The 16,681-nt window shown below is 71.1% G+C and carries 16 protein-coding genes; 12 read left to right on the forward strand and 4 right to left on the reverse strand.

Annotated features, from left to right (window positions below):
* The 8 genes from BGM09_RS15665 to BGM09_RS15700 all read left to right on the forward strand — a co-directional run.
* On the forward strand, positions 1-222 hold a 222-nt coding region (locus BGM09_RS15665; RefSeq protein WP_223187040.1), incomplete at its 5' end, for a hypothetical protein.
* 22 nt (positions 223-244) lie between these two features.
* Positions 245-874: a SigE family RNA polymerase sigma factor gene (locus tag BGM09_RS15670; protein WP_188282200.1), complete on the forward strand. Its 630-nt coding sequence runs from the start codon at positions 245-247 to the stop codon at positions 872-874.
* Complete coding sequence (locus BGM09_RS15675; protein WP_188282201.1) at positions 867-1,919, forward strand: hypothetical protein; 1,053 nt, start codon at positions 867-869, stop codon at positions 1,917-1,919. Before BGM09_RS15670 ends, BGM09_RS15675 begins: the two co-directional genes overlap by 8 nt.
* A 135-nt stretch (positions 1,920-2,054) precedes the next feature.
* Positions 2,055-3,326, forward strand: coding sequence for an Ig-like domain-containing protein (locus BGM09_RS15680; RefSeq protein ID WP_188282202.1), 1,272 nt, complete (start codon positions 2,055-2,057; stop codon positions 3,324-3,326).
* Positions 3,327-3,372: 46 nt separating this feature from the next.
* Complete coding sequence (locus tag BGM09_RS15685) at positions 3,373-3,882, forward strand: MarR family winged helix-turn-helix transcriptional regulator (RefSeq protein WP_188282203.1); 510 nt, start codon at positions 3,373-3,375, stop codon at positions 3,880-3,882.
* Positions 3,883-3,960: 78 nt separating this feature from the next.
* Entirely contained in the window at positions 3,961-4,302 is a 342-nt protein-coding gene (locus BGM09_RS15690; protein ID WP_188282204.1) for a DUF3817 domain-containing protein, read from the forward strand.
* Positions 4,303-4,419: 117 nt separating this feature from the next.
* Positions 4,420-6,120: a methylmalonyl-CoA mutase gene (locus tag BGM09_RS15695; protein ID WP_188282205.1), complete on the forward strand. Its 1,701-nt coding sequence runs from the start codon at positions 4,420-4,422 to the stop codon at positions 6,118-6,120.
* Between the two features lie 153 nt (positions 6,121-6,273).
* Positions 6,274-6,465, forward strand: a complete 192-nt coding sequence (locus BGM09_RS15700) for a DUF397 domain-containing protein (RefSeq protein ID WP_317452717.1) — start codon at positions 6,274-6,276, stop codon at positions 6,463-6,465.
* Between the two features lie 32 nt (positions 6,466-6,497).
* Here the strand turns inward: BGM09_RS15700 and BGM09_RS15705 are convergent, their stop codons facing one another.
* Positions 6,498-7,145 carry a TetR/AcrR family transcriptional regulator gene (locus tag BGM09_RS15705; RefSeq protein WP_188282206.1) on the reverse strand — a complete coding sequence of 216 codons (648 nt, stop codon included), beginning with the start codon at positions 7,143-7,145 and terminating at the stop codon, positions 6,498-6,500.
* Between the two features lie 227 nt (positions 7,146-7,372).
* Here BGM09_RS15705 and BGM09_RS15710 point away from each other — a divergent pair, with 227 nt between their 5' ends.
* The 4 genes from BGM09_RS15710 to BGM09_RS15725 all read left to right on the forward strand — a co-directional run bounded on the left by BGM09_RS15710 (position 7,373) and on the right by BGM09_RS15725 (position 11,690).
* Positions 7,373-8,356 carry a co-chaperone YbbN gene (locus tag BGM09_RS15710; protein WP_188282207.1) on the forward strand — a complete coding sequence of 328 codons (984 nt, stop codon included), beginning with the start codon at positions 7,373-7,375 and terminating at the stop codon, positions 8,354-8,356.
* A gap of 672 nt (positions 8,357-9,028) precedes the next feature.
* Complete coding sequence (locus BGM09_RS15715; protein WP_188282208.1) at positions 9,029-9,655, forward strand: DUF6230 family protein; 627 nt, start codon at positions 9,029-9,031, stop codon at positions 9,653-9,655.
* Positions 9,656-9,754: 99 nt separating this feature from the next.
* On the forward strand, positions 9,755-10,357 hold the full coding sequence (locus BGM09_RS15720) for a DUF6114 domain-containing protein (protein ID WP_188282209.1): 603 nt from the start codon (positions 9,755-9,757) through the stop codon (positions 10,355-10,357).
* Entirely contained in the window at positions 10,347-11,690 is a 1,344-nt protein-coding gene (locus BGM09_RS15725; protein WP_188282210.1) for a hypothetical protein, read from the forward strand. The genes BGM09_RS15720 and BGM09_RS15725 overlap by 11 nt, the downstream gene beginning before the upstream one ends.
* 88 nt (positions 11,691-11,778) lie before the next feature.
* On the opposite strand, the gene pyk is transcribed toward BGM09_RS15725, so the two are convergent.
* The 3 genes from pyk to pta form a co-directional block, all read right to left on the reverse strand.
* On the reverse strand, positions 11,779-13,197 hold the full coding sequence (pyk, locus tag BGM09_RS15730; RefSeq protein WP_188282211.1) for a pyruvate kinase: 1,419 nt from the start codon (positions 13,195-13,197) through the stop codon (positions 11,779-11,781).
* Positions 13,198-13,272: 75 nt separating this feature from the next.
* Positions 13,273-14,421 carry an acetate/propionate family kinase gene (locus BGM09_RS15735; RefSeq protein ID WP_188282212.1) on the reverse strand — a complete coding sequence of 383 codons (1,149 nt, stop codon included), beginning with the start codon at positions 14,419-14,421 and terminating at the stop codon, positions 13,273-13,275.
* Complete coding sequence (gene pta, locus BGM09_RS15740; protein WP_188282213.1) at positions 14,418-16,499, reverse strand: phosphate acetyltransferase; 2,082 nt, start codon at positions 16,497-16,499, stop codon at positions 14,418-14,420. Before pta ends, BGM09_RS15735 begins: the two co-directional genes overlap by 4 nt.
* Between the last annotated feature and the right edge of the window lie 182 nt (positions 16,500-16,681).

A 16,681-nucleotide genomic window follows, 5' to 3' on the forward strand; every position in this document is an offset into this window, starting at 1 on the left:
TCCGCCGCGGGCAACGTCCTCGCCGCCTCCGTCAGCCTGGAGGCGAACATCCGCGCCCTGTCGCCCGCGACGCTCGCGCTGGTACGTGACGGACTCCCGGCGCTGGCCGGTGTCGCGGCTCACGGCGAGGCGCGCGGCGCGGCCCGCCGCGGGGCGCGCCGCGGGGCCCACGGAAGAAAACTCCCGTCCGCCTGTCACATAGGCGCGCCGCCGCGCGTGTAGTTCTGAGGGAGGGAAGAACCACATGACCGCACAGCCAGAACCGGCGGCGGACTTCGACCAGTTCTACGCCGCGACGGCGAAGCGCATGGTGGCCGTCGTCTACACGATCACCGGGGACCTGGGTGAGGCGGAGGACGCCGTGCAGGAGGCGTACGCCAGGGCATGGCAGCGCTGGCCGAAGCTCACCGCGGAGGGCGACCCCGCGCCCTGGGTGCGTACCGTCGCCGTACGTCTGGCGGTGAGCACCTGGCGCAAGGCCCGCAACCGGGTGCGCGCGCACTTCCGGCACGGGCCGCCGCCCGACGCCCCGGCGCTCGCACCCGACCGGGTCGCGCTGATCGACGCCCTGCGCGCGCTCGGCGACGACCAGCGCACCGCCGTGGTCATGCACCACCTCCTCGACCTGCCGGTGGAGGAGATCGCCCGGCAGACCGGCGTGTCCAGCGCCGCCGTACGGACCCGGCTGAGCCGGGGGAGGAGAGCACTGGGCGCCCTGCTCAAGGACGACCCGGCGGACGACGCGGAGCCCGAACCCGCCGGTCGTGACGCCGTCACCACTGCCACTGCCACTGCCACCACCGCCGCCGCCGACGACGCACGCCACGCACGTGCGGCGCGCACCCGCACCGAGGAGGTGCCCCTCCATGGCTGACCCGTTCGGCCGCCCGGCCGGTCCCGACCACCTCGGCACCGACGCCGACGCCGACGCCGACATCGGCATCGGCATCGGCACCGGCTCAGACACCGGCACCGGCTCAGACACCTCCAGCGGCTCGGACTCCGCCGAGCCGCTGGACGAGCGGCTGCGCGGACTCGCCCGCGACACCGAGCCGTTGGTCGTACTCGCCGGGGCCCCGGCCGCCCGCAGGCTCGGCGAACGGCGGCGCGCCCGCCGCAGGACCGGGGCCGTGTCGCTGGTCGCGGCCCTCGCGGTCGCCGTCGGCACCTGGCAGTCGCTGCCCGGCTCCGACGACCCGCGCGGCACCGGCGCGCTGCCGGGCACCGTCGCGACCACCACGCCCCCGCCCGATCCACCCGACCCGGTCGCCCTGGCCCACCGCCTCACCGACGAACTGCTGCCGCCCGGCGCCCTGCCGTTCTTCCCCATGACCCCCTGGAAGACCCTCGCCCCGGGCACCGCGCTCAAGCTCACCGCGGCCTGCCCGGCGCCGACGCCCGCGGGAGACGTACGGGCCGGCGCGGTACGGCTGTACGGCGCGTCGGCGGGGGAGGAGGCGGAGTACCTGCTCTACGCGTTCACCGACGCCGAGGCCGCCCGCTACCGGACGGAACGGTTCGGCGAGGCGGTGAAGGGCGCGTGCGGTATCGAGCTGACCACCGATCTCGGCAAGACGGGTGAAGCCGTCGACGGTCCGGGTGTCTACCAGGGCAGCAGCACAACGGGCACCGGGGTGCGGATCCTGATGAACCGGCAGGGCGCCTACCTCGCCGTGCTGCTGATCCGCGCGCCGGGGAACCCGCTGGGCGCCGGGAGCGACTATGTCTACAAGGACCCGCAGCCGGCCGCGTGCATCGCCGCGTCGCTGAAGCGGCTGGCGGAGGGCGGCGCGCGACCGAGCACGTCCACGTCGCCGCCGGACGTCTTCGTCCACGGCGCCTCCGGCGGGGCCGGCAGCGGGGTCGGCGGCGGGTCCACGATGTCGCGCACCTTCGTCACCGGCGGGAAGGCGTGCTGATCCGCCGCGCCCTTTCCGTGCCTGATCCGCCGCCGACCTGCCCGATCCGCCGCCACCCCGACCACCGTTCGCGCCGATCACCGTTCGCCCCGATCACCGTTCGCCCCGACCACCTCTGACAAGGAACCGACTGCCGTGTACCGCACTCGCATACGCAACCCCCGACCGCGGGCGCTCGCCGTGCCCGCCCTCCTGCTGGCCGTGGCGATGGGCGTCACCGCGTGCGGCGGCCACGACGGCGACAAGGCGGGCGGCTCGTCCGACGGCAAGGGCGCGGGCCGGTCGGCGTCCGCCGGCTCCGCCGCGCGGATCACCGTCACACCGGCCAAGGACAGCGCGGGCGTCGACCCGGCCGCGCCGGTCAAGGTCACCGTTGACGGCGGCACGCTCGGCACGGTCACCGTGACCCCCGAGGGCACGTCCAAGGACGGCGTGACGCCGATCGAGGTGACCGGCGCGCTGGACGCCGCCAAGCACACCTGGACCTCCGACCGCACGATGACCCCCGGCACCGCCTACACCGTCCAGGTCACCGCGGCCGACAGCGCGGGCAAGCAGACCCGTACCACCAGCGCCTTCCACACCCTGACGGCGGCCAAGGTCAACGGCGTCACCCCGACCCCGCTGAACAACGCGGTCGTCGGCGTCGGCCTGCCCGTCTCCCTCGCCTTCGACAACCCGGTCACCGACAAGGCGGCCAGGGCGGCGGTCGAGAAGGCGCTGACCGTCACCACCAGCCCGGCCGTCCAGGGCAGTTGGGGCTGGGTCACCGACCCGCTGACCGGTGTCCAGCGGGTGGACTGGCGGCCGGACGCGTACTGGACGCCGAACACCAAGGTCACGCTGACCGCCAGGCTCAGCGGGATCGACACCGGGGGCGGGCGCTATCTGCGCCGCGACATCCACGACACGTTCACCATCGGCACCGCCCGGATCTCGTACGTCGACCTCAAGGCGCACACCATGCGGGTCACCGAGAACGGCAAGACCGTCAAGACCTTCAAGATCTCCGGCGGCAAGCCCGCCTTCCCGACCTGGGACGGGAAGATGGTGGTGATCAGCAAGCAGTCCACCGTACGGATGACGTCCTCGTCGGTCGGCATCGCCACCTCCGAGGACTCGGCGGACTTCTACGACAAGGACGTGAAGTACGCGGTCAACATCACCACCTCCGGCACGTACACCCACGCGGCGCCCTGGAACGACGCGATGATGGGCGTGCAGAACGGCAGCCACGGGTGCATCGGCATGCACACCGCGGACGCCAAGTGGTTCTTCGACCGGTCGGTCCGCGGCGACCTGGTGGTCACCTCGGGCTCCACGCGCGCCACCGTCGACAAGGGCAACGGCTTCGGTGAGTGGAACCTCGGCAAGGACGCGTGGCGCCGGCTCAGCGCGCTCGCCTGACGAGACACTTGTGCCCACTATGTGACCGACGGGTAGGCTCTTCGCCGTGTCAAAGCCGCTGAGCCTGCCCTTCGATCCGATCGCCCGCGCCGACGAGCTGTGGACCCGGCACTGGGGCGGGGTCCCCTCGATGGGTGCCATCACCTCGATCATGCGCGCCCAGCAGATCCTGCTCGGCCAGGTCGACGCGGTGGTCAGGCCGTACGGGCTGACCTTCGCGCGGTACGAGGCGCTGGTGCTGCTCACCTTCTCCAAGGCGGGGGAGCTGCCGATGTCCAAGATCGGCGAGCGGCTGATGGTGCACCCGACGTCCGTCACCAACACCGTGGACCGGCTGGTCTCCGCCGGTCTCGTCGCCAAGCGCCCCAACCCCAACGACGGCCGCGGCACCCTCGCCTCGATCACCGACAAGGGCCGCGAGATCGTCGAGTCCGCCACCCGCGACCTGGTCGCCATGGACTTCGGCCTCAGCGCCTACGACGCGGAGGAGTGCGGTGAGATCTTCGCGCTCCTGCGCCCGCTGCGGATAGCGGCGGGCGACTTCGAGGAGTCCTGACCTGCGGTCGGCTCCGCGCGTCGCGCCGTCCCCCGACCCGGATGAGCCCGGCATTTCGGGGCGGCTAGGCTCGATGCCATGAAATCCAGCGTGCTGACCCGCTACCGGGTGATGGCCTTTGTGACAGGCGTGCTGCTGATCGTGCTCACCGTGGGCACGATCGCCAAGTACGTGCTCGACATCAATGGCGCGGGCACCTTCACCAGGGCGGTGGGCTTCGCCCACGGCTGGCTCTACGTCGTCTATCTGATCTTCGCCTTCGACCTGTGCAACAAGGCGAAGTGGCCGCTCGGCCGGATGGCCTGGGTGCTGCTGGCGGGCACCGTCCCGACCGCCGCGTTCTTCGTCGAGCGCCGCGTGACGCGTGAGCTGGCACCGAAGGTGATCCGGCCGGAGAAGCCCGAGCCCGTCAACGCCTGAGACCCGGCCGCCAGAGCCCCGGCCGCCTGAGCCCTCGCCGTCTGAGACCCGGCTCACCCCAAGGGTGGGCCGTGTTCCCATCGACTTTTACTAGGACGTCCTAGTAAATTCGAGGGTATGGACTCCCAAGGCATCGAGACAGGCCGCCAGCGCTGGCAGGCACGGTACGACGCAGCCCGTAAGCGGGAGGCCGACTTCAGCACGCTCTCGGGCGACCCCGTGGAGCCGGTGTACGGCCCGCCGGCGGGCGCCGACATCCCCGGGTTCGAGCGGATCGGCTGGCCGGGCGAGTACCCGTTCACGCGCGGACTGCACCCGACCGGCTACCGGGGGCGTACGTGGACGATCCGGCAGTTCGCCGGGTTCGGCAACGCGCGGCAGACCAACGAGCGCTACAAGATGATCCTGGCCGCGGGCGGCGGCGGCCTCTCCGTCGCCTTCGACATGCCGACCCTGATGGGCCGCGACTCCGACGACCCCCGCTCGCTCGGCGAGGTCGGCCACTGCGGTGTCGCCATCGACACGGCCGCCGACATGGAGGTCCTGTTCGACGACATCCCGCTCGGCGACGTCACCACCTCGATGACCATCTCCGGGCCCGCCGTCCCGGTCTTCTGCATGTACCTGGTCGCCGCCGAGCGACAGGGCATCGACCCGGCCGTGCTCAACGGCACGCTCCAGACGGACATCTTCAAGGAGTACATCGCCCAGAAGGAGTGGCTCTTCGAGCCCGCCCCGCACCTGCGGCTGATCGGCGACCTGATGGAGCACTGCGCCGCCTCCATCCCCGCGTACAAGCCGCTGTCCGTCTCCGGCTACCACATCCGCGAGGCCGGGGCGACGGCCGCGCAGGAGCTGGCGTACACCCTGGCCGACGGCTTCGGCTACGTGGAGCTCGGCCTGTCGCGCGGCCTGGACGTCAACACCTTCGCGCCCGGCCTGTCCTTCTTCTTCGACGCGCACCTCGACTTCTTCGAGGAGATCGCCAAATTCCGCGCCGCCCGCCGCATCTGGGCCCGTTGGATGCGCGACGAGTACGGCGCCACCAGCGACAAGGCGCAGTGGCTGCGCTTCCACACCCAGACCGCCGGGGTGTCGCTGACCGCGCAGCAGCCGTACAACAACGTCGTACGTACCGCCGTCGAGGCGCTGTCCGCCGTGCTCGGCGGCACCAACTCGCTGCACACCAACGCCCTCGACGAGACGCTGGCGCTCCCCAGCGAGCAGGCCGCCGAGATCGCGCTGCGCACGCAGCAGGTGCTGATGGAGGAGACCGGCGTCGCCAACGTCGCCGACCCGCTGGGCGGTTCCTGGTACGTCGAGGCGCTGACCGACCGCATCGAGGCCGACGCCGAGAAGATCTTCGACCGGATCAGGGCGCTGGGCGCCAAGGCCGTGCCGAGCGGCGAGCACCCGATCGGGCCGATGACCTCCGGCATCCTGCGCGGCATCGAGGACGGTTACTTCACGGGCGAGATCGCCGAGTCCGCCTTCCAGTACCAGCGTTCCCTCGAAAAGGGCGACAAGCGTGTCGTCGGCGTCAACGTCCACCACGGCTCCGTCACCGGCGACCTGGAGATCCTGCGGGTCAGCCACGAGGTCGAGCGCGACCAGGTCCGCGACCTCGCCTCCCGCCGCACGGCCCGCGACGACGCCGCCGTGAGTACCGCCCTGGACGCCATGCTCGCCGCCGCCCGCGACGGCTCCAACATGATCCCGCCCATGCTCGACGCCGTCCGCGCCGAGGCCACCCTCGGCGAGATCTGCGACGTCCTGCGCGCCGAATGGGGCACCTACACCGAGCCCGCCCGCTTCTGACACCCAGTGGTACGCCGCCGGTCGGGCCGTGGCCTGTCGTCCGTCCGGCGCGCCGTGTAGTCCGTCGTCGTCACGGCCCGTTCCGTTCGCTGTTCGCTGGGTAGCCTCGACATCTCTTGCGCAATCCACCGGCCCTCCAGCGAAAGGACGTTCGTGGCCCTTGAAGCGACCGTCGGCGACGACGGGATGATTCACATCCGCGAAACCGAGCAGCCGGAGATCGTGGCCGTCACCACCCCCGCCAAGTGGGAGGCATTCGTCAAGGGCGTCCGCGCGGGCGAGTTCGACCACTTCGTGGCAGGCGTGGAGACCCCGGAGTACGGCGCCATGAACGCGACCCCCTGACGCCGGGCCGCCCGTGATCCGCCGGACACGCCCTAGCTCCGGACGCCGGTGAGGCCGAGGATCAGGAGGAGGGCGAGGCGGTCGGCCCATTCGTCGTCGACCGGGGCCGCGCTGATCATGACGCGGTGGACGACGGTGCCCGCGATGACGTCGAAGATGAGGTCGGCGTCGCGGGTGGCGAGGGCGGGGTCGCACGGAGCGGGCGGGTCCGGGGGGAGTTCGCCGCGCTGCTGGGCGCGGTGCCGGCCGAGCAGGACGAGGTGCTTCTGGCGGTCGACGATCGCCTCGCGGATGCGCAGCCGCAGGGCGTCGTCGTGGGTGGCCTCGGCGACGACGGCCATCAGGCCGGTTCTGATGGCGGGCCGGTTGAGGAGTTCGGCGAAGCGCAGGACCACGCCGCGGATGTCGGCGTGCAGGCTGCCGAGGTCCGGGAGGTCGAGCTGTTCCTCGAAGAGGGCGGCGATCGCGTCGACGACCAGCTCGTTCTTGCCGTTCCAGCGCCGGTACAGGGTGGTCTTGGCGACGCCCGCGCGGGCCGCGACGTCGCTCAGCGTCAGCTTTCCCCAGCCCAGTTCGACCAGCGCCTCGCGGGTGGCGCCGAGGATCGCACGGTCGGCCTCGGCACTTCGCGGGCGGCCGGTGCGTTTGTGAGGGGTGGGGGGCTCCACGAGCGGCTCCATAGGGCGGACCATACCGGCCGGTAGGTTACGTGACGAGTGACCGGTATCACATCGGGCGGCCTCCGCCGGGCAGCTCAGGACAGTTACGCTACGACCCGTAGCGAAACGTGCGACAACCACGGGTGCGGATGGGGATCCGTACCGACAGCACCGCTCAGCACCACCAGATCCGGGGTCTATCCGGGGTCTGTGCACGATCGGGTCCGGTAGGGGGGAGGATTGACCTCATGCAGCCACGGAACATGTCCATGAGCGGCGTGGTCGACCTCGCCGCGGTGAAGGCGGCCGGTGAGGCCAAGGTGAAGGCCGAGCAGGCCAGGGCGCAGCGGCAGGACCCCGCGAACGCCGACGCCCACACCGCTTCGCCGCTCGTCATCGAGGTGACCGAGGAGACCTTCGAGAGCGACGTCCTCCAGCGCTCCGCCGAAGTCCCGGTCGTCATCAGCTTCTGGGCCGACCAGGCCGACGCGAGCAAGCAGCTCAACGCGGTACTGGAACGGCTCACCGCCGAGTACCACGGGCGCTTCGTCCTCGCCACCGCCGAGGTCTACGCCAACCAGACGCTCTTCCAGCAGTTCGGTGTCCAGGGAGTGCCCGCGGTCTTCGCGGTGCTGGCCGGGCAGGCCATGCCGCTCTTCCAGGGCAGCGCGCCGGAGGACCAGATCACCGAAGTGCTCGACCAGTTGATCGCCGTCGCCGAGCAGCGCTTCGGCATCGTCGGCCCCGAGGTGGACACGGACGCCGCCGCCGAGGGCGCGGCTCCGGCCGCCGAGGCGCCGCCGCGCCCTGCCACCCCGCAGGAGCTGGCGCTGTCCGCCGCGCACGACGCGCTGGACGCCGGTGACCTGGGCGGCGCCATCCAGGCGTACCGCACGGTGCTCTCCGGTGAGCCGGGCAACCCCGAGGCCAAGCTGGGCCTGGCCCAGGCCGAGCTGCTCGACCGCGTCCAGGACGCCGACCAGCAGGCGGTCCGCGAGGCCGCCGCCGCGTCACCCTCCGACGTCACCGCGCAGCTCGCCGCGGCCGACCTCGATCTGGTGGGCGGTCATGTGGAGGACGCCTTCTCGCGTCTGGTGGACACCGTGCGCCGCACCGCGGGCGACGACCGCGACGCCGTACGCGTACGGCTGCTGGAGCTGTTCGAGGTCATCGGCCCCGACGACCCCCGGGTGGTCGCCGCGCGTACGGCGCTGATCAGAGTCCTCTTCTGAGGCGGCCGGGCGGCTGAACGGGGCGCTCCGCCGAGTTGACCCGGCGGTCAGTTACCGCCGGTTCCCCGAGTGCCCGCCCCGGTTTTACTCAGAGATTTAGCGACACGGCGACCGCACTTTATCAAACCGTGACAATGGGCGGTCGCCGTTACCTCCGGTAAGGAATCAGCGCCGTTTCGGCCGCTGATGTTCTTTATGTCGGATTTACTTGCCACGACCTTCCTCACTCTGCGTGAAATCGCTCCATCCGGGGCGCACGGCCGTGACACCCATCCGTTACTCGCTAGTAACGAGCCCCTTGTGCGGCGCTCCCGAATGGTCCACGATCGGCCAAGCTCGGTCCGTTGCCACAGCCCGACCGCCAGTCGGCGCCACGGTCCGCGGGTCCCCGCCGAGTGGGTGCGTACGGCTCATGCCGCCGCTCCGGGACAGGGGGGTCTTCGTCTACCGGCGGAGCCTGTCCAGCAGGTTGCGCGAGAGCGTGGCCAGTGGTTGTCGCTCGGGGGTGATCGCCGAAGGTTCGGACACCGCCGTCCGTACTCCTTACTTCTTCGTAGGGAGGGACGGTCCGCCGATCACCGGCGCTCTCCTTCCCGAGGACGTAGCACTTCTCCCATCCCAGGCCAGGACCCGAACATCCGGCCGGAGATGTACGTCCGAGAAGGAGGAAAAATGGAGTCGCTCGTTCGTGGCGGTACCAGATGGCGGCGGTTCGCCGTCGTCATGGTGCCGAGTGTCGCGGCTACGGCCGCGGTAGGTATAGCCATCGCTCAGGGCGCGCTCGCCGCGTCCTTCAGCGTGTCGGGTCAGCAGTTCAAGGTGACGGCGGAGCACCTGGACGGCACCGGCTTCGAGCAGTACGGCGCGCTGGACGTTCAGCACGGTGGCAAGTACATCCCGGTCGCGGTGTCGGCGTTCACGGACGCCACCATCAACGGCCTGTGCCAGTCCGTGGTCGTCCCGACGCCGATCGGTGATGTCACGCTCAAGCTGACGGCCGGCAAGGACCCGAAGAAGCCGGTTGTGGCACACAACCTCTACATCGACCTCGACCAGCTCGACGCCGATGCGGAGTTCCAGAACATCAACATCGGCGTCGCGGCCGGTGACAGTCACAAGGGTCCTGGCATCAAGGACAAGGACGCGACGGACCCGGGCTCGTTCGCGCAGGAGGCCGACCGGGCCATCCTCGACGGCGTGCACCAGACCGCCTGGGCCACCAGCGCGGGCACCTTCAAGCTCGCGGGCCTCAGCCTCGGCGTCAAGAAGGGCTCCGGCGCCGGAGTGGAGTGCTACTAAGCACCGCCTGAGTGGTCCGGGTGAGCCGCGCGGGACGCGGCTCACCCGGCGCCACCGATCGATCTCTCAGCAAATGCCAGTCCCAGGGAGCTGTTTCCTATGAGCGCCGAGTCAACAGGACTGAGTGCCCGGATCCGTTATTGGCGGCTGTCGTTCCGCCACTGGCGTTGGGGGCGCCCGTTCTGGGCGGGTCTGCTGACCCTCCTCGCCGGAGTGCCGATCGCCTACTTCCCGTACGCGAACCTCACACTCGGCCAACTGACCGTCCGGATGGCGACGACCGCGGGCTCCGGCTCGCTGATCATCGGTGTCCTGCTGTTCGTGCTCGGCCTCACCATGTGGTTCCAGAGCGCGGTACGCATCTTCGCCGGTGTCGCGTCGATCCTGCTCGCCCTGGTGTCGCTGGTGGTCTCCAACTTCGGCGGCTTCCTCGTCGGCTTCCTGCCCGCGCTGCTCGGCGGCGCGCTCGCCGTCTCCTGGGCGCCGGGTGTCCCGGCGACCGACGAGCCGGGCGAGAAGGCGGAGCTGCCCGACGGCGCCCCTGAGGGCGACGGGGACGAGAACACTCCGCCCACCCTGCCCGCGCAGTCCCAGGGGCCCCACGAGCCCGCTGAGACGTACGGACAGCCCGAGCCGGTCCACGCCGGAGCGCGGCCCGACGAAGAGAACACCGAGGAGAACGGGAGGCACCGTGCTGGGTGACGACGCTCAGCAGGCCGAGAGCGACGGGTCCCGTAACCGGGGCACCTCGGGACCGCGGCACGCGGCTCCCCGCAAGTCCCTGCTGACCAAACTGCACGTGCCCGCCGGGAAGGCGGTCGCCCTGGCCGCGATGCCCACGGCCGTGCTGATGGGCATGGGCTTCACGCCGCATCTCGCGCAGGCCGACGAGATGCCCAAGAACCCGTACAAGCCCGGCCCTTGCGTGACCCAGTCGGACACCCCGAGCCCTTCGGCCTCCGCCACCAAGAGCGCGGCGGACGGCAAGGCCACGGACAAGCCGGGCGGGCAGGAGTCGCCGAAACCGACGACCAGCCCGACCCCTTCGGCGAGCCCCGACGCGCCCGCGCCGACCGAGTCGGCGAAGGCGCCCTCGTCGGACGGCGCCGACAGCAAGACGGACGACAAGGCCGACGGCACGACGGACGGCAAGTCCGGCGCGGCGGCCACACCGAGCGCCACCCCGAGCCCGACCAAGTCGGTCAACCCGTGGGACCCGCTGGGCCTCGGCGACCTGGTGAGCGGGCTGCTCGGCGGCGGCAAGACCCCGACCGCGACGCCCACCACCCAGGCCCCGCAGCCGGACCCGGCGCCGACGACCGCGAAGCCCGAGCCGAGCACGTCGCCGTCGGCGAGCGCGCCCGCCAAGGGCGACGACCCGGTGGGCACGGTCGGCAAGACCGTCAAGGACACCGTCGACACCGCCACGAGCGGTCTCGACAAGACGGTCAAGGACACCAAGGACGCGGCCAAGGACGCGAAGGACGCCAAGGACAAGGCGTCGCCCAGTGCCACCCCGAGCGCGGGCGGCACCGGCGACCCGCAGTCCTTCCCGTGCCCGGTGTACGACGCGCAGGCGCTCGCCGACGCCGATGTCGAGCAGGGCATACCGCTGCTGCCCGACACCCCGTGGGTCCTGAAGACCACCAAGCTGTCCCTGCACGGCCTGGCGTACCACGGCATAGTCAAGGTCAAGACGCACAACGGCACGGTGAAGGACGTCCTGAAGTTCACCGTCTCCGGCATCGACATCGACAATCTGCACCAGATAGTCGACGGCCCCAAGGGCACGAAGACGAACGTCGAGGCGGCCAAGGGCTCCACCTCGACGTTCACCAACGGCACGGTGACGCTCTACACCGAGTCCCTCAGCGGCAATCTCCTCGGGCTGATCCCCATCACCTTCACCCCGAAGGCGCCCCCGCCGCTGACCCTCCCCGAACTGTTCTTCACCAACGCCACCGTCATCCAGGCGGCCCAGTTCGGCGGCACCCTGCACGTCCCCGGGATGCACATCTACGGCAGCGCCGGCTAGCCCGAAGCCTCCCGCACGCCCGACGCCGCGCGGCCCGTACCCCGTTCAGCAGGGGTACGGGCCGCGCGGCGTCGACAGGGAGCGGCGGTCAGTCGCCGAGGTGGTGGACGCGGACGAGGTTGGTGGTGCCGGGGACGCCCGGGGGGGAACCGGCGGTGATGATGACGGTGTCGCCCTTGGCGTACTCGGAGAGCTTGAGCATCTCGCGGTCGACGAGCTCGACCATGGCGTCGGTGTTGTCGACGTGCTCGACCACGAAGGACTCCACACCCCAGGTCAGCGCGAGCTGGTTGCGGGTGGCGGGGTCGGTGGTGAAGGCCAGGACCGGCTCGGGCACGCGGTAGCGGGCCAGGCGGCGGGCGGTGTCACCGGACTTGGTGAAGGCGACCAGGGACTTGGCGTCCAGGAAGTCGCCCAGCTCGGCGGCGGCCCGCGCCACGGCGCCGCCCTGGGTGCGCGGCTTCTTGCCGGGGGCCAGCGGCTGGAGCCCGCGGCACAGCAGCTCCTCCTCGGCGGCCACGACGATCCGCGACATCGTCTTGACGGTCTCGATCGGATACTTGCCGACCGACGACTCGGCGGACAGCATGACCGCGTCCGCGCCGTCCAGGATCGCGTTGGCCACGTCGGACGCCTCGGCGCGCGTCGGCCGCGAGTTGGTGATCATCGACTCCATCATCTGGGTCGCCACGATCACCGGCTTGGCGTTGCGCCGGCACATCTCGACCAGCCGCTTCTGCACGACCGGCACCTGCTCCAGCGGGTACTCCACGGCGAGGTCGCCGCGCGCCACCATCACCGCGTCGAACGCCGCGACGACGCTCTCCATGTTCTCGACCGCCTGCGGCTTCTCCACCTTGGCGATGACCGGGACGCGGAGTCCCTCCTCGTCCATGACGCGGTGCACGTCACGGACGTCCTTGGCGTCGCGCACGAAGGACAGCGCGACCATGTCGACGCCCATCCGCAGCGCGAACCGCAGGTCGTCGATGTCCTTCTCCGACAGGGCCGGCACGTTCACCGCGGCGCCCGGCAGGTTGATGCCCTTGTGGTCGGAGATCACGCCGCCCTCGACCACGAGCGTGCGGACCCGCGGGCCCTCGACCTCGATGACGCGCAGCGCCACGTTGCCGTCGTTGATCAGGATCGGGTCGCCCTTGGAGACGTCGCCCGGCAGACCCTTGTACGTGGTGCCGCAGATGGACTTGTCGCCCGCGACGTCCTCGACGGTGATGGTGAACTCGTCGCCCGCGATCAGCTCGACCGGTCCGTCGGCGAATTTGGCGAGGCGGATCTTGGGACCCTGGAGGTCGGCGAGGACTCCGATCGCCCGGCCGGTCTCGGCGGCGATCTTACGGACGCGCTGGTAGCGCTCCTCGTGCTCGGCGTGGCTGCCGTGACTGAAATTGAAACGGGCCACATTCATGCCCGCCTCGACCAACGACTTGAGCTGGTCGTAGGAGTCGACGGCGGGACCCAGGGTACAGACGATCTTGGCTCGGCGCATGGGCGCTATCCTATCGGTTTGTTCCGCTCCGGAATATTCCAGGGGCGGTCGTGGCTGTGGGACGGTCAGCCATGCTTATTCGGTCGCCAGTACGTAAGTATCGCGGGCGATCTCCAGCTCTTCGTCAGTGGGCACCACCGCGACGGCCACCCGCGACGACGCCGCCGAGACCAGCCGGGCCGCAGTGCCGCGAACCGCGTTGCGTACAGGGTCCATAGTGACACCTAGATTGTCGAGACCCAACAAAGCCGCTTCGCGAACTGCGGCCGAATTCTCGCCGACGCCCGCCGTGAAGGCGATCGCGTCCACCCGGCCGAGCACCGCGCTGAAGGCCCCCACGTAGCGGCGGATGCGGTGCGCGTAGACGTCGAAGGCGAGCTGCGCCGCCCGGTCGCCCTCGGCCATCCGGCGGCCGATCTCCCGCATGTCGTTGGCACCGCACAGGCCCAGCAGACCGCTGCGCTTGTTCAGCAGTGTGTCGATCTCGTCGGTGCCCATGCCGGCCACCCGCTCCAGGTGGAACACCACCGCCGGGTCGAGGTCGCCGGAGCGGGTGCCCATGACCAGGCCCTCAAGGGGCGTCAGGCCCATCGAGGTGTCCACGCACACCCCGCCGCGCACCGCGGACGCCGACGCGCCGTTGCCCAGGTGCAGCACGATCACATTGACGTTGGCCGGTTCCCTGCCGAGCAGTCCCGCCGTCGCCCGCGAGACGAAGGCGTGCGAGGCGCCGTGGAAACCGTAGCGGCGGATGCCGTACCGGTCGGCGGTCGCCGCGTCGATCGCGTACCGCGCCGCGGCCTCCGGGATCGTCGAGTGGAAGGCCGTGTCGAAGACCGCGACCTGCGGCAGATCGGGCCGCAGCTCACGCGTCACCTTGATGCCGGTGATGTTGGCCGGATTGTGCAGAGGTGCCAACGGCACCAGCTCCTCGATCGCGGCCACCACCTCGTCGGTGATCAGCGTCGGCTCGGTGAACCGCGTACCGCCGTGCACCACCCGATGGCCGATCGCCGCCAGTTGCGGCGAGTCAAGACCGAGCCCCTGCCCGTCCAGCTCCGTCGCCACCGTACGCAGCGCCGCCGCGTGGTCGGCCACCCCGCCGTCCTCACCGATCCGCTCCACCAGACCGGTCGCCAGCCGCGCGTGGTCGGTCATGTCCAGCAACTGGTACTTCACCGACGAGGAGCCGGAGTTGATGACCAGCACACGGGTCGCGCTCACGGGTTCTCTCCCTGGGCCTGGATCGCGGTGATCGCGACCGTCGTGACGATGTCCTGCACCAGCGCGCCACGCGACAGGTCGTTGACCGGCTTGCGCAGACCCTGGAGCACCGGTCCGACGGCGACCGCGCCCGCCGAGCGCTGCACCGCCTTGTACGTGTTGTTGCCGGTGTTCAGGTCGGGGAAGATCAGTACGGTCGCCTGCCCGGCCACCGCGGACCCCGGCATCTTGGTGGCCGCCACCGAAGGCGCCACCGCCGCGTCGTACTGGATCGGCCCCTCCACCAGCAGATCGGGTCGCCGCTCGCGGACCAGCTCGGTCGCCGCCCGCACCTTGTCGACGTCCGCGCCCGAGCCCGAGGTGCCGGTCGAGTACGACAGCATCGCGATCCGCGGCTGTACGTCGAAGCGGGCCGCGGTGCCCGCCGCCTGGATGGCGATGTCCGCCAACTGCTCGGCGTCCGGGTCGGGATTGACGGCGCAGTCGCCGTACACCAGCACCTTGTCGGCCAGGCACATGAAGAACACCGAGGAGACGATCGCCGCGTCGGTACGGGTCTTGATGATCTCGAAGGCCGGGCGGATCGTCGCCGCCGTGGAGTGCACCGCGCCCGACACCATGCCGTCGGCCAGGCCCTCCTGGACCATCAGGGTGCCGAAGTACGACACGTCCGCGACCACGTCGTACGCCAGCTCGTAGCTGACGCCCTTGTGCGCGCGCAGTTGCGCGTACAGCGCGGCGAAACGGTCCCGCAGCGGTGAGGTCTGCGGGTCGACGACGCTCACGCCCGGCTGGTCGAGGGAGATCCCGAGATCGGCCGCCTTCTTGCGCAGCGTGTCCTCCTCGCCGAGCAGGATCAGGTCGCAGACCCCGCGGCGCAGCAGCACCTCGGCGGCCCGCAGAATGCGCTCCTCGCCGCCCTCGGGCAGCACGATCCGCTTGCGCGCCGACCGGGCCCGCTCGATCAGCGCGTGCTCGAACATCATCGGCGTCACCCGCGCGGACCTGGCGACCGACAGCCGCTCGGTCAGCTCCGCGGTGTCGACATGCGTCTCGAACACGCCCAGCGCCGTCTCCGCCTTGCGCGGCGTGCCCGCGCCCAGCTTGCCGTCCAGCGCGAACAGCCCGGCCGCCGTCGGGAAGGAGCCGGTCGCCACCGACAGCACCGGGGTGCCGGGCGCCAGCCGGTTCGCCAGCGCCAGGATGTGCGGCGGCGGCTTCTCGTCCAGCGTCAGCAGCACCCCCGCGATCGGCGGCGACCCCGCCGAGTGCGCCGCCAGCGCCCCGATCACCAGGTCCGCCCGGTCGCCGGGGGTCACCACCACACAGCCGGGGGTCAGCGCGGGCAGGAACGTCGGCAGCATCGCGCCGCCGAACACAAAGTCCAGCGCGTCCCTGGACATCCCCGCGTCGTCGCCCAGCAGCACCCGCGCGCCCAGCGTCTCCGCGATCTGCGCCACCGTCGGCGCCGACAGCGCGGGCTCGTCCGGCAGGACGTACACCGGTACGTCCGGGGCCCGGCCCAGCCGCTCCGCCGCCTCCGCGACCTCCGCCGGGGCCACCCGGTTCGCGATCATCGCGATCACGTCGCAGCCCAGGTTCGTGTACGCGTGATACGCGTTGCGCACCTCGGCGACCACCGACTCCGCCGACTGCTCAAGACCGCCGATCACCGCGAGCACCGACGCGCCGCACTCGTTCGCCAGCCGCGCGTTGACGCCCAGCTCCGCCGGGAGGTTGGTGCCCGCGAAGTCGGACCCCAGGATCAGCACCGTCTCGTATTCCGCCGCCACCCTCAGGTAGCCGTCCACCAGCCGGGCGGTCAGCGCCGCCTGGCCCTGGTCGGCCTGGAGCGCCGCCGCCTCCTCGTATCCCATGCCGAAGACGCTCGCCGCGTCCTGGGCCAGCCGGTAGCGGCTGCGCAGCAGCTCGAAAATGCGGTCGGGGGTGTCGTGGACCAGCGGGCGGTAGACGCCGACCCGGTCGACCTGCCGGGTCAGCAGCTCCATCACCCCCAGCTCGATCACCTGGCGGCCGTCGCCGCGGCCGATCCCCGTGAGGTAGACGCTGCGCGTCACGCTTGATCCGTCCGTTCTGCCCTGAACCCTTCGCGTACGGCCGTACGCACCACGACGCTAGCGCCCTCCCGGAGGGGGTGCGCGATGGGGTGCTCTCCGCGCGAGGGACGCGGCACCCCCGAAGGGGGCGCCTCCTCGCGCAGAGGGCACCCCGAGACGGGCGAACCGTCAGGCGAATCGCG

It is taken from the genome of Streptomyces sp. CBMA29 (assembly GCF_014596445.1).
Taxonomy (GTDB): domain Bacteria; phylum Actinomycetota; class Actinomycetes; order Streptomycetales; family Streptomycetaceae; genus Actinacidiphila.